Origin of the sequence: Enterobacter cloacae complex sp. SHL012 (assembly GCF_049237505.1) — a bacterium.
GTDB classification, from domain to species: domain Bacteria; phylum Pseudomonadota; class Gammaproteobacteria; order Enterobacterales; family Enterobacteriaceae; genus Enterobacter; species Enterobacter kobei.
In genome coordinates, this window is sequence record NZ_JBMKIZ010000006.1 from 157,897 (window position 1) to 170,544 (window position 12,648).

11 protein-coding genes are annotated in these 12,648 nt (G+C 57.4%); 4 read left to right on the forward strand and 7 right to left on the reverse strand.

Annotation, left to right across the window (positions count from 1 at the left end):
- Positions 1–121 precede the first annotated feature (121 nt).
- On the forward strand, positions 122–1,306 hold the full coding sequence (emrD, locus tag ACOTY9_RS18660) for a multidrug efflux MFS transporter EmrD (RefSeq protein ID WP_045269345.1): 1,185 nt from the start codon (positions 122–124) through the stop codon (positions 1,304–1,306).
- Here the strand turns inward: emrD and ACOTY9_RS18665 are convergent.
- Positions 1,209–2,297 carry a cellulase family glycosylhydrolase gene (locus ACOTY9_RS18665; protein WP_348566029.1) on the reverse strand — a complete coding sequence of 363 codons (1,089 nt, stop codon included), beginning with the start codon at positions 2,295–2,297 and terminating at the stop codon, positions 1,209–1,211. The two genes, emrD and ACOTY9_RS18665, sit on opposite strands and share 98 nt — an antisense overlap.
- 84 nt (positions 2,298–2,381) lie before the next feature.
- Entirely contained in the window at positions 2,382–3,308 is a 927-nt protein-coding gene (dsdC, locus tag ACOTY9_RS18670; RefSeq protein ID WP_050862197.1) for a DNA-binding transcriptional regulator DsdC, read from the reverse strand.
- A gap of 204 nt (positions 3,309–3,512) precedes the next feature.
- Here dsdC and dsdX point away from each other — a divergent pair, with 204 nt between their 5' ends.
- On the forward strand, positions 3,513–4,850 hold the full coding sequence (gene dsdX, locus ACOTY9_RS18675) for a D-serine transporter DsdX (RefSeq protein WP_063434502.1): 1,338 nt from the start codon (positions 3,513–3,515) through the stop codon (positions 4,848–4,850).
- Positions 4,851–4,867: 17 nt separating this feature from the next.
- Positions 4,868–6,154 (forward strand): D-serine ammonia-lyase, encoded by a 1,287-nt coding sequence (dsdA, locus tag ACOTY9_RS18680; RefSeq protein WP_058690213.1) that lies wholly within the window; start codon positions 4,868–4,870, stop codon positions 6,152–6,154.
- A 34-nt stretch (positions 6,155–6,188) separates the two neighbouring features.
- Here the strand turns inward: dsdA and ACOTY9_RS18685 are convergent, their stop codons facing one another.
- The 4 genes from ACOTY9_RS18685 to ACOTY9_RS18700 form a co-directional block, all read right to left on the reverse strand.
- Complete coding sequence (locus ACOTY9_RS18685; RefSeq protein WP_023331677.1) at positions 6,189–6,536, reverse strand: DUF202 domain-containing protein; 348 nt, start codon at positions 6,534–6,536, stop codon at positions 6,189–6,191.
- Positions 6,526–6,873: a YidH family protein gene (locus ACOTY9_RS18690; protein WP_048997358.1), complete on the reverse strand. Its 348-nt coding sequence runs from the start codon at positions 6,871–6,873 to the stop codon at positions 6,526–6,528. Before ACOTY9_RS18690 ends, ACOTY9_RS18685 begins: the two co-directional genes overlap by 11 nt.
- A 92-nt stretch (positions 6,874–6,965) precedes the next feature.
- Positions 6,966–8,288, reverse strand: coding sequence for a 6-phospho-alpha-glucosidase (locus ACOTY9_RS18695; RefSeq protein WP_058690212.1), 1,323 nt, complete (start codon positions 8,286–8,288; stop codon positions 6,966–6,968).
- Positions 8,285–9,907: an alpha-glucoside-specific PTS transporter subunit IIBC gene (locus tag ACOTY9_RS18700; RefSeq protein ID WP_348566030.1), complete on the reverse strand. Its 1,623-nt coding sequence runs from the start codon at positions 9,905–9,907 to the stop codon at positions 8,285–8,287. Before ACOTY9_RS18700 ends, ACOTY9_RS18695 begins: the two co-directional genes overlap by 4 nt.
- A gap of 222 nt (positions 9,908–10,129) precedes the next feature.
- On the opposite strand from ACOTY9_RS18700, the gene ACOTY9_RS18705 reads away from it, so the two are divergent.
- Entirely contained in the window at positions 10,130–10,876 is a 747-nt protein-coding gene (locus ACOTY9_RS18705; protein ID WP_014881917.1) for a GntR family transcriptional regulator, read from the forward strand.
- Here ACOTY9_RS18705 and ACOTY9_RS18710 read toward each other — a convergent pair.
- The gene (locus tag ACOTY9_RS18710) at positions 10,844–12,505 is read right to left on the reverse strand and encodes a putative transporter (protein WP_014881916.1); all 1,662 of its coding nucleotides are present in this window, start codon (positions 12,503–12,505) and stop codon (positions 10,844–10,846) included. The two genes, ACOTY9_RS18705 and ACOTY9_RS18710, sit on opposite strands and share 33 nt — an antisense overlap.
- Between the last annotated feature and the right edge of the window lie 143 nt (positions 12,506–12,648).

The window sequence follows — 12,648 nt, forward strand, 5'->3', positions numbered from 1 at the left end:
CATCCATTCACCATCACAATGATTAAATTGTCATCTCACTGTGGTAGATTCCTCGCGCATTTATGGGAATGCGCAGTCACTTATTCTTCATTTTTCTCTTTTGGCAAAAGTATTCAGCGACATGAAAAAACAAAGGAACGTTAACTTATTGTTGATGCTGGTGTTACTGGTGGCCGTCGGTCAGATGGCGCAAACCATCTACATTCCGGCGATCGCCGACATGGCAAAGGAATTAAACGTCCGCGAGGGCGCGGTACAAAGCGTAATGGCCGCCTACCTGCTAACCTACGGCGTTTCACAACTCGTCTATGGCCCGCTGTCCGACCGCGTCGGGCGTCGCCCGGTGATCCTGGTCGGCATGAGCATATTCATGGTGGCGACGGTGATTGCCATCACCACCCATAGCCTGACCGTATTGATTGCCGCCAGCGCCCTACAAGGCGTCGGAACCGGCGTCGGCGGGGTGATGGCGCGAACCTTACCGCGCGATATGTACCAGGGCACCCAGCTCCGCCATGCCAACAGCCTGTTGAATATGGGGATTCTGGTCAGCCCGCTGCTGGCACCGCTGATTGGCGGCCTGCTAGACACAATGTGGTCCTGGCGCGCCTGTTACGCCTTCCTGCTGGTGCTCTGCGTGATAGTGACCTTCAGCATGGCACGGTGGATGCCGGAAACGCGCCCGCAGGACGCGCCGCGCACGAAGCTTATCGCCAGCTACAAAACGCTGTTCGGCAACGGTGCGTTTACCTGTTACCTGCTGATGCTGATCGGCGGCCTGGCAGGCATAGCGGTGTTCGAAGCCTGCTCCGGCGTGCTGCTGGGCGCTGGGCTTGGCCTGAGCAGCATGGTGGTGAGTATTCTGTTTATTCTGCCTATCCCGGCGGCGTTCTTCGGCGCCTGGTTTGCCGGACGTCAGAACAAGCGTTTCTCCACCCTGATGTGGCAGGCAGTGATTAGCTGTCTGCTGGCGGGACTGATGATGTGGATCCCGGGGCTGTTTGGCGTGATGACCGTCTGGACGCTGCTGATCCCGGCGGCGCTGTTCTTCTTCGGCGCGGGGATGCTGTTCCCTCTCGCCACCAGCGGCGCGATGGAGCCGTTCCCGTTCCTCGCGGGCACGGCGGGCGCGCTGGTGGGCGGTTTGCAAAACATCGGCTCCGGCGCGCTCGCCTGGCTCTCGGCCATGATGCCGCAGACCGGGCAGGCTAGTTTGGGTTTGCTGATGACGCTGATGGGACTGCTGATTTTACTGTGCTGGCTGCCGCTGGCGTCGCGTGTCCCGCATCACGAGCAGCCGGTTTAACCGCATGATGGCCCGGCTTGTCGCCGGGTTTTTCACAGACGGGAGCAATCATCGCCTGTAATAACGGCTCTGGCGCAGGTCGCCAGGCGCCCTCTTCCCCGTCGTAAAACTGGAAATCCGCGTTAAGCGCATACGGAATTTTCGCCTTTTGCAGCTCGCAGGCCATAAAGGTGGCGAAGGCCATTTGCGAAGCGGTTGGCGTGAGGTGGTTTGACTCCCCCACGCCCCAGCCTCCGACCCAGCTGACGTGCCCGGTTTTTTGCTGCCAGCGCAGCGCGGTATTGATGCGATTATGGATAGCCGCTTTCTCTACCGCCGTGCCGGACGTCCACGGGTATTTACCGTTATTTTTCAGCGGCCCCCACGGGAAAATATGCCACTCCGCCAGCAGGAAGTTCTGGCTGTGCGCAGGCAGCTTCAGGCTGGTTAAATCCTCCGGCGCGGCGCGCAGGCGCGGTGCGATGAAAATCATGCGCTGCGGGTCAATGTCATGGATCGCTTTTATGGTTTTTTCATACACGCGATTTAACGACGCGAGGTTGTGGTTGAGCTTGTCGGCGGGCTCGTAAATCAGGTCAAAACCCAACTGCGGGTAGCTCTGGCCGAAATAGTGGGCGACGGCAATCCACCAGTTGATTGTCTCTTTCTCATTATCGGCTTTCGGGTCGTTTTTATATTCATCTGCCTGATAAGCAATAATCGGGATGACACCATACTGCTCGCAGGCTTCCACCAGCTTGCGCAGATGGATGAGCCGCGCTTCCGTCGGCTCATCGGCGACGCGGATGCGCACATGGCTAATGCCTTTTGCACGAAAATCGCGTACCACCAGCGGGTCAAATTCACGTATACCGCGCTCGGTACGCGCCCAGTCTACATCCATCCCCACACCCAGCTGCTGAGCATAGCGGGCAGCCGTCATCGCCGGCTCAGCGGCAATCGCCCAGCCGGAAGAGATCAGTAACGCAGAGGCAATAAAAGGCTTTAACACGGTTTACCCTGGATAAATCGAAAGCATTACCTGTATTTAGCACGCTTTTTCACATTTGGTGTAGCGTCAAAGCGTAATAATTCTTCACCTTGCCCGTTCTCTCAGCCAGCTAATAAAGGCGTCAATTTTCGGCCACTGGCGGCCCGGAAGCGTTGAGATATAGTAATGCTGATGGCATTTGAGGGTCTTTTCACCAAACGGTGCAATCAACTCTCCCTTCTCGAGCCGTTTCTGCACCAGCCGCTTTCTGCCCATCGCCACCCCCACATCATTGATGGCCGCAATAATCGCTAAATCAGAACGATCAAAACCAATCCCCGACGATGACGGCATATTTACCGCAAAATGCTGCGCCCAGCTTTGCCATTCATCCGTACCGGAATCATTGCTCCAGGCCTGACGGTCATGCAGCAACGTACAGTGGCTGAGGTTATGGGGGTTTTTAACCAGTTGATGTTCGCGGGCGTACGCGGGCGAACAAACGGGCAAAATCTCCTCATCCATCAGGAAGTGTTGGGAAAGGTGGTTTGCCGGGGTATCGTCGAAATAGAGCGCCAGATCGATGCCCGTTCGCTGCATATTGACGTAATCATTTCCGGTCAGGACGGTGAGTGAAATCGATGGATAGCGGCGGGTAAAATCTCCCAGCATGGGAACCAGCCAGCACTGCGCTATCGATGGCCGGGAGTACACCGTTAGCGTACCGGAGAGCGCCTGGTTTTTGATGTCCAGGATCTCCTGATTCAGGGTATCGAGGGAGGATTTAAGGGTCCAGTAAACGCGCTTCCCCTCCTGCGTCAGCTCAACCTTACGGTGCGAGCGGACGAACAGCTGAATACCCAGCTCCTCTTCCAGCAGATTAATGCGGTGGCTCACCGCGCTGGGGCTGAGCGAGAGCTCCTCCGCGGCCAGCGCGAAGGACTCATGCCGGGCGGCCACTTCAAAGGTGTACATTTTCGACAGCTGCCAGCCGTTTAACAGCCGGTTTCTGGCTTCATTCGCATCGGTCATCACAATTCTCACGCGTGGTTTCTGCGCTCAGCATACCGTTTAAGGGTGAATTTATGTGAACCTAATGCAAGTTAAGTGCGTTTTTTAGAGCATAGTCACTCAGTTGATCCAATCTGGCTCACCTGAATGCCAATTTATATCGTTTGTCAGCCCCCGCCGTTTTTTCGTCCAATACCCACAGATGACATAAGGGTGAGGTGAGATATGGGATCTCAGGTCTGGGTTGTGGCAACGCTGCTGGTCAGCATTGTGTTAATTGTTTTAACCATCGTTAAGCTGAAGTTTCACCCGTTCCTCGCGCTGCTGCTGGCGAGCTTTTTCGTCGGTGCGATGATGGGAATGAGCCCACTGGATATGGTGAACGCCATTGAGAGCGGGATTGGCGGTACGCTGGGCTTCCTGGCGGCGGTGATTGGTCTGGGCACCATTCTCGGCAAAATGATGGAAGTCTCCGGCGCGGCAGAGCGCATCGGGATCACGCTGCAGCGCTGCCGCTGGCTGTCAGCAGACGTGATTATGGTGCTGGTGGGCCTGATCTGCGGCATTACATTGTTCGTGGAAGTGGGCGTGGTACTGCTGATCCCGCTGGCGTTTTCCATCGCCAAAAAGACCAACACGTCGCTGCTCAAGCTGGCCATTCCGCTCTGTACCGCGCTGATGGCGGTCCACTGCGTGGTGCCTCCGCATCCAGCCGCACTGTTTGTGACCAATAAGTTAGGCGCGGATGTCGGAACGGTAATTGTTTATGGTTTGATGGTAGGACTGGTGGCGTCTCTGGTCGGTGGCCCGCTGTTCCTGAAACTGCTCGGCAATCGTCTGCCGTTTAAACCGGTTCCGGCAGAATTTTCAGACCTCAAGGTGCGGGAAGAACACACCCTCCCATCGCTGGGCGCCACGCTGTTTACGGTTCTGCTGCCAATTGGCCTCATGCTGGTGAAGACCATTGCCGAGCTGAATATGGCAAAAGAAGGTTCGCTGTATACGCTCCTCGAATTTATCGGCAACCCGATCACCGCGATGTTTATCGCCGTGTTTGTCGCCTACTACCTGCTGGGGATCCGCCAGCATATGAGCATGGGGGCGATGCTGACGCACACCGAGCACGGTTTTGGCTCTATCGCCAATATTTTGCTGATTATCGGCGCGGGCGGCGCGTTCAACGCCATCCTCAAAACCAGCGGACTGGCGGACTCACTGGCGCATATTCTCTCGAATCTGCACATGCATCCTATCCTTCTCGCCTGGCTGGTGGCGCTGGTGCTGCATGCCGCCGTAGGCTCCGCCACGGTCGCGATGATGGGCGCCACGGCAATAGTCGCGCCGATGCTGCCGCTCTATCCGAACGTGAGTCCGGAGATCATCACCATTGCTATCGGTTCCGGCGCCATTGGCTGCACGATCGTCACCGATTCTCTCTTCTGGCTGGTGAAGCAATACTGCGGCGCAACCCTGAATGAGACCTTCAAATACTATACGACGGCGACGTTTATCGCCTCGGTGCTTGCACTTGGCGGCACATTCCTGCTTTCTTTCATTATCTGAGCGCGAAGAGACGTACTATGGAAAACGCAACTATCACTACTTTAACCGCACAGTTTCCTCTGGTTGAGGATCTGATTGCCCTGAAAGAAACCACCTGGCTTAACCCACGTACCACCACGCTGGCGGAAGGATTGCCTTACGTCGGGCTGTCCAAAGCCGACGTGGACGACGCGCACGCGCGCCTTAACCGCTTCGCGCCGTATCTGGCGAAAGCCTTTCCGGAAACGGCCGTCACGAAGGGGATTATTGAATCCGAACTGGTCGCCATTCCGGCCATGCAGGCGCGACTGGGGAAAGAATATGACAAGACCATTCCCGGCACCCTGCTGCTGAAAAAAGACAGTCATCTTCCGATTTCCGGCTCGATTAAAGCACGCGGCGGCATCTACGAGGTGTTGACCCACGCGGAGAAACTGGCGCTGGACGCCGGCTTGCTGAGCATCGAAGACGACTACAGCGTCCTGCTGGAGCCGCGCTTTAAGGACTTCTTCAGCCAGTACAGCATTGCGGTGGGCTCAACCGGCAACCTGGGGATGTCCATCGGCATTATGAGCGCACGCATCGGCTTTAAGGTGACGGTGCACATGTCCGCCGATGCCCGCGAGTGGAAGAAAGCCAAGCTCCGCAGCCACGGCGTCATCGTCGTGGAGTATGAGCAGGATTACGGCGTGGCGGTGGAACAGGGGCGCAAAGCGGCAGAAAGCGATCCGAACTGCTTCTTCATTGATGATGAAAACTCCCGCACCTTGTTCCTGGGCTACGCGGTGGCAGGCGAGCGGCTGAAGGCGCAGTTTGCCGAACAGGGCCGCGTGGTGGATGCGGCGCATCCCCTGTACGTCTACCTGCCCTGCGGTGTCGGTGGCGGCCCTGGCGGCGTGGCGTTTGGCCTGAAGCTGGCCTTCGGTGATAACGTCCACTGCTTCTTTGCGGAACCCACGCACTCGCCGTGCATGCTGCTCGGCGTTTACACCGGCCTGCACGACGAGATTGCGGTGCAGGACTTGGGTATCGACAACGTGACGGCGGCAGACGGCCTGGCGGTCGGGCGCGCGTCCGGCTTCGTGGGCCGCGCGATGGAGCGCCTGCTGGACGGGTTCTACACGCTTTCCGATCAAAGCATGTATGACATGCTCGGCTGGCTGGCGCAGGAGGAAGACATTCGTCTGGAACCGTCCGCGCTGGCGGGCATGGCCGGGCCGCTGCGTGTGCATTCAGATGCCAACGTCACCCACCTGGTATGGGCAACCGGGGGCGGCATGGTGCCGGAAGACGAGATGGCGAAGTATTTAGCAAAAAGCCGTTAATCGTAGGCCCGGTAAGGCGGAGCCGCCACCGGGCTTATAAGCTCACCATTTGCTGAATATGAGTAACGGCAAAGAGTAAAGACAGAGACAGCACAGCGAGCGCGATCAGGAACTTATCCCGCACCGCTTTCGGCTGCACAAAATCATCCTGCGCCACGTCCATCAGGTTACGGCTGCGGGTATAGCGCCACAAAATGAAGGCTACCAGCGCCAGCACAACAATCGAGATCCAGAATGGCACCCCGGTCCGGTGCCAGTTGTGCTTGATCGCCAGAGCAATCAGCGCGCCATACCCCAGCAACGTGCGCAGCCATGCGAGCGACGTCCGCTCCGGCTGCAGGCCAGGGTCCGCTTCGCGTCGCGCTTTGCGGCTATCCGCCATAGAACACCAGCACCATCACCACGCCTGCCACCGTCAGCAGGATCGCGCTGATGATGAGTAGCCCGCGCGTATAGGGTAAATCCTGCTTCAGACGCATCGCCTTCTCATTGCGCAACCAGCGCAGATAGCCGTAAATCGCCAGCACGCCTGCGAACAGGCACAGAAGCAGCGCCAGTACTTCGCGGATCAACGGCGTGGCGAAATCAGGTGCGAGCTGATCGAGGCCGACACCTGCAGCCAGAAAGCCCAGCGCCGTGCGGATCCACGCTAAGTACGTGCGTTCATTAGCCAGAGAGAAGCGATAATCCGGCGCTTCACCGAGGCGGGAAATTTTCATGGAGGTTCCTTGTCGAGCTACGGGCAGGCTTCAGCATAGCGTAAATCGACCAGGACAAGGAGACCGGCATCGGGGGATGCCGGTCAGGAAGGTTAGTGCAGTTCCGGCCAGTACTCTTTGTTGGCTTCGATCAGGTCATCCAGAATCGCTTTCGCGACTGACGCGCTCGGCACGGTTTTCGACAGGGTAATCGCCTGCCAGAGTTTCTGATACGAACGCTGCTCCCAGGCATCCACCACCAGTTTTTCCACCGCCACCTGCTGGCTCATCAACCCTTTCTGGAAGTGTGGAATATCGCCAACCGTGAGCGGCTCCGGTCCGTTATGGCCCACCAGACACGGAATTTCCACCATCGCATCGGCATCAAAGTTATGAATAGCACCGTTGTTTGGCACAATCAGCAACATGCGTTCCTGGGTGTTAAAGGCAATCGCGGTCGCCAGATCGACGATGTACGACGCATGTTCGTCGATTTCCAGCTCCCCGGCGGCGGAATTACCCGCTTCGATGATCGCCCGACAGGAGCTGAACACATGTTTCTCGCGGTGATCCATGACTTCATTGGCGCGGGTCCGTTCCGGGTTAGAGTGCGCAACAACGTAGTCCGGGAACAGATAGTATTTCAGATAGGTGTTCGGCATGGTGTCCGGATCCAGCGCCTGCACATCTTTTGCTTTGGCAAAGGTATCGTTCCAGCTTGCTTCGGTATGCGCATCTTCAGAAGGCGGAACATAGCCGTATTTCGCCACGTATTCGCGCAGTTTCGGCATTAAATCGTTACCGTTGAGATCTTCAATCGAGGTCCACCAGCCGAAGTGGTTCAGACCGTAGTAGCGCACGCGCATCTCTTTGCGGTCTTTCAGGCCAACGATCTGCGCCATGCGTCCTTCGATGCCAATCGGCATATCGCAGATATTGAGGATTTTGGCATTCGGACGCAGGCGGCGCGTGGCTTCCGCGACAATCGCCGCCGGGTTGGAGTAGTTCAGCATCCACGCATTCGGGGAGTACTGCTCCATGTAATCTACCAGCTCCAGCACGCCGCCGATCGAGCGCATGCCGTAGGAAATCCCACCAGGCCCGCAGGTTTCCTGGCCCAGCACGCCGTGGCGCAGCGGGATTTTCTCATCTTTTTCACGCATCGGGTATTTGCCGACGCGGATATGCGCCATCACGAAATCCACATCGGTAAACGCCGCTTTAGGATCGGTGGTGTAGCTAAACTCAATCTCCGGTGCCTGCTCTCTAAGGATGATTTTGCACGCTTCGGCGATGGTCTCCTGACGTGCGCCGTCGTTATCATAAAACTTCAGGGCGCGCAGCGGGAAACGATCACGGTTGGCTAACAGCATCAGGACGATACCAGGCGTAAAGGTGCTGCCGCCGCCTGCAATGACAACTGAGAATTTTTTCATGATATAGCCTCTGTCAGGGTGGTTTGTTCATTCGTTAAAGGGGTTTTCATCAGCGATTCCAGCTGGTCACGCACCTGAGGAACGTGCAGACCGACAATCACCTGAATGCCGTTGCCGCGTCGCACCACACCGTGTGCGCCCAGGGCTTTGAAGACGTCGTCGCTTTGGGTTTTCGCCATATCCACCAGCGCGATACGCAATCGGGTGGCACAGTTGTTGATGCTTTCGATATTGGCCGCACCGCCGAGCGCCTGCAGGAATCCGGCGGCCTGTCCGACCTGCTGGCTGGCCGCCGCCGTGGCAGTGGTTTGCCCGCGTGCCGCCTTATAGTCGGCCTTGCTGTACAGTTTGATTTCGCTCTCTTCCCGGCCCGGCGTTTTGAGGTTCAGACGCACAATCAGCGTTTTGAAGACCACGAAGTAGAGGCCGGTAAAGCAGACGCCGATGCCAATTTGCGTGAAGACCGTTGAGGCGTGGTTATGGAACATCGGGATCCAGTTTTGCGGCAGGAACTGGTCCAGCAGGCCGCCGCCCATGTTGCCGACCACACCAAAGGTGTACATCACCGTTGCCATGGTGGCCGCCAGCACGGCGTGAACGGCAAACAGCAGCGGCGAGATAAACAGGAAGGTAAATTCGAGCGGTTCAGTAATGCCCACCAGCACGGCGGTCAGCGTCGCCGGGACCAGCAGCCCCGCCACTTTGACGCGGTTTTCCGCTGAGGCGGTGTACCAGATCGCCAGCGCAATCCCGACCGAGCCAAACACCTTGGAGTTGCCGTGGAGCGCGAACCCGCCTTCGGGGAAGAGGGTTTTCAGCGGCAGGGTACTCTGGCTGAATTCCTGCAGATGCTGCGCCCAGTAGACCTGAATACCGCCTTCCACCGCCGCCGGGCCGAAAATGAACGGGCCATAGACGAAGTGGTGCAATCCGGTTGGGATCAGAATGCGTTCCAGGAAGGTGTACACCCACACGCCCAGCGCACCGGCTGAGCGCAGGAACGCCTGTAGGGACTCAATGCCCATCTGCACTTTCGGCCAGCCCAGCAATGTCAGCCAGGCGCAGGGGATCATGACGAAAAACGCGAGGATAACGACAAACGAACTGCCCTGGAAAATCCCCAGGAAAACCGGCAGCGGCTTGTCGAAATAGCGGTTGTGGATAGCGGTCACGATACCAGAAATCACAATGGCACCGATGATGCTGGTATCGAGCGTTTTGATCCCGGCAATCATCGCCAGCCCGCTTCCCGCCGTGGGTTCGGCGGAGAAATCGACGCCGAAGAAGTGACCCCAGGTCATCCCCATCGCGTTGATGAAGTAGTTCCAGGTCAGGAAGCTAATCAGCACCGCCAGACAGGCGCGGCCCTGCGCCTGCTTTGCCAGGCCAATCGGTAAACCGACGGCGAAAATCAGCGGCATATTGCGAAATACCGCCCAGCCGCCCTCTTCAATAATGTGAACGATCTGCGCGAAAAGATTATCAGGGGCGGTTAAGGCTTCGCCGACAAACAGCGGGTTGCGAAGCATAATGGCGATTCCCACCACGATCCCGGCAAACGGAAATAGCAACACCGGGGTAAACATGGCACCGCCAAAACGTTGTATTTGACTGAGCATTTTTAAATCCTCACGTAACAACCTGTAGGGGGTAGAGGCCGTTATGGTTTTTTGCTGGCCTGAGGTGAGCATAAGAACTTACTGATACGCGAACATGGCGTGCCGTTGCGATTCGTGATCGCATTCATGGTTTTATTTTGACCAGTGAGGTCTACTTTTCGTTGTAAATATGGACATGTGAAGACGTAACCAACGCCATGATGCGGGCAGAGAGGTCTACTGGTGATCTACAAATCTATTGCCGACAGATTGCGGCTGCGGCTGAATTCGTCGGACTACAACATCGGCAGCCCGCTACCGGGTGAGAAAGCGCTGGCGCAGGAGTTCGGCGTGGCGCGCATGACCATCCGCAAGGCGCTGGATCTGCTGGTGAGCTGGGGGCTGGTTGAGCGACGGCACGGCAGCGGCACGTTTGTCTCGCGTAAGGACGTTCACCACGAAACCACGAATCTGACCGGGCTGGTGGAGGTGCTGCGTCAGCAGGGAAAAGAGGTGCAGAGTAAAGTGTTGCAGTTTGAAGTGATGCCCGCGCCGCCCGCCATCGCCAGCCAGCTGCGGATTCAGGTCGATGAGCGGATCTACTTTTCCCGGCGGGTACGCTACGTGGACGGGAAGCCGCTGATGCTGGAGGACAGCTTTATGCCGGTGAAGCTGTTTCGCAACCTCTCGCTGGCGCATCTGGAAGGGTCAAAGTTTGATTACATCGAGAAAGAGTGCGGGATCACCATCAGCGGCAACTATGAGAGCCTGACGCCGGTGCTGGCAGATAAACAGCTGGCCGGTTACCTGAACCTGCCGGAACAGACGCCACTGCTGCGAATCACGTCACTTTCCTACAGCGACAGCGGCGAGTTCCTCAATTATTCCGTGATGTTCCGTAATACCAGTGATTACCAGGTGGACTACCATCTGCGGCGCATCCACCCGGAAGTGCTGCTAGCTCATCCCCCAGAACAGCACCGCGAGTAGCTGCGGCGTGATGATGCGCAGGAACATTACCAGCGGGTAGACGGTGGCATAGGAGAGTGCCGCTGCACCACTGGTGGCATGCAGGTTATTGGCAAACGCGAGCGCAGGGGGATCGGTCATGGAGCCCGCCAGCATGCCGCACAGCGTCAGGTAGTTCATTTTGGCGAACATCCGCGCCAGAATGCCTACCGTCAGCAGCGGGATTGCCGTGATAAATATGCCGTAACCCACCCAGCTCATCCCTTCGCCCTTGATCAGGGTATCGACAAAATCCCCGCCGGATTTCAGCCCGACCACAGCCAGAAACAGCACGATGCCCAGCTCGCGCAGCGCCAGGTTGGCACTCGGCGGCATAAACCAGTAGAGCTTACCAATACAGCCGATGCGCCCGAGGATCAGCGCCATAATCAGCGGCCCGCCTGCCAGGCCCAGCTTAAGCGCCACCGGGAAGCCCGGCACGTACAGTGGAATGGAGCCCAGCAGCACGCCCAGGCCGATGCCGATAAACACCGGCAGCATCTGTACCTGCTGCAGTTTTTGCTGGGCGTTACCCACCATATCCGCCACCGCGTCAATTGACGACGGGCGACCAACCAGGTTGAGGATATCCCCGAACTGCAGGCTGGCTTCCGGGCTGGCGACCAGTTCAACACCCGCGCGATTCAGACGGGAGATAACCACGTCATAGCGTTCTTTTACCTGCAGATCGCGTATTTTTTTGCCGAGAACATGCTCATTGGTCACCACAACGCGTTCCACCCGCATATCGGTGCCGCGCGTGGAGAGCGAGGTGTCCACTTCCTGACCAATGACCAGTCGCGCATTGTTTAAATCCCCGGGCTGGCCGACCAGATGTAGCAGATCGCCTTGCTGAATAACGGTGCCGGGCGCGGGCACCATCAGCATATCGTCACGCTTAAGGCGGGAGCAGATGATGTTGGCGCTGTTCAGGATCGGCACGTCCTGAATCGCCATATTATTCAGGTTGGGATTATCGACGCGAATGTTGATGGTTTTGATGGGCATATGGCCGTTGGTCAGCGTGGTTTCGTGATCTTTGGCCTCTGATTCGACGTTAACGCGAAACAGTACGCGTACCAGCCACATGGAGAGCAGAATGCCACAGATGCCAAACGGATAGGCCATGGCGTAGCTCATCCCCATCTGGTCGACAATACCGGGTTGAATCCCCAGATCGCGCAGGATTTGCTGGCCCGCACCGAGCGCCGGGGTGTTGGTGACCGCGCCGGAGAAAATACCCAGAACCACAGGAAGGGGAATATCAAAGATTTTGTGCAGAATCGCGGTGACCAGCCCGCCCATGACCACAATGCCGAACGCAAAAAGATTGAGCCGTAGTCCGGAGACACGCAGGGAGGCAAAAAAGCCAGGGCCTACCTGAATCCCGATGGTATAAACGAACAGGATCAGGCCGAACTCCTGAACAAAGTGGAGCATTTCAGCGCTCAGAGCCAGCCCGAGCCGATCGGCAAAATGCCCGACAAAAATGCCGCCAAACAGCACGCCACCAATGCCAAACCCGACGCCGCGGATTTTGATATTGCCTATCCATAGTCCCACAACAGCGACCAGGGCCAACACGCTAACGGTTAACGCGATATCACTCATGATCCACTCCCTGCCCATAACCTTAGTTATATCAGGGATTCTCTCAGAGCCGTGGGGCGTTGTATGGGCGATGGCGCACAAAAAAGCCCTGCCGTGGCAGGGCCTTATGCGGTCTGTGAGCGGTGTCGGGTGGCGGCTACGCC

Bases quoted from the DNA above. Each gene is read 5' to 3' on its own strand.
- dsdC (WP_050862197.1), bottom strand. From the start codon at position 3,308: ATGACCGATGCGAATGAAGCCAGAAACCGGCTGTTAAACGGCTGGCAG.
- dsdA (WP_058690213.1), top strand. From the start codon at position 4,868: ATGGAAAACGCAACTATCACTACTTTAACCGCACAGTTTCCTCTGGTT.
- ACOTY9_RS18710 (WP_014881916.1), bottom strand. From the start codon at position 12,505: ATGAGTGATATCGCGTTAACCGTTAGCGTGTTGGCCCTGGTCGCTGTT.
- dsdX (WP_063434502.1), top strand. From the start codon at position 3,513: ATGGGATCTCAGGTCTGGGTTGTGGCAACGCTGCTGGTCAGCATTGTG.
- ACOTY9_RS18685 (WP_023331677.1), bottom strand. From the start codon at position 6,536: ATGGCGGATAGCCGCAAAGCGCGACGCGAAGCGGACCCTGGCCTGCAG.
- ACOTY9_RS18690 (WP_048997358.1), bottom strand. From the start codon at position 6,873: ATGAAAATTTCCCGCCTCGGTGAAGCGCCGGATTATCGCTTCTCTCTG.
- ACOTY9_RS18700 (WP_348566030.1), bottom strand. From the start codon at position 9,907: ATGCTCAGTCAAATACAACGTTTTGGCGGTGCCATGTTTACCCCGGTG.
- emrD (WP_045269345.1), top strand. From the start codon at position 122: ATGAAAAAACAAAGGAACGTTAACTTATTGTTGATGCTGGTGTTACTG.
- ACOTY9_RS18695 (WP_058690212.1), bottom strand. From the start codon at position 8,288: ATGAAAAAATTCTCAGTTGTCATTGCAGGCGGCGGCAGCACCTTTACG.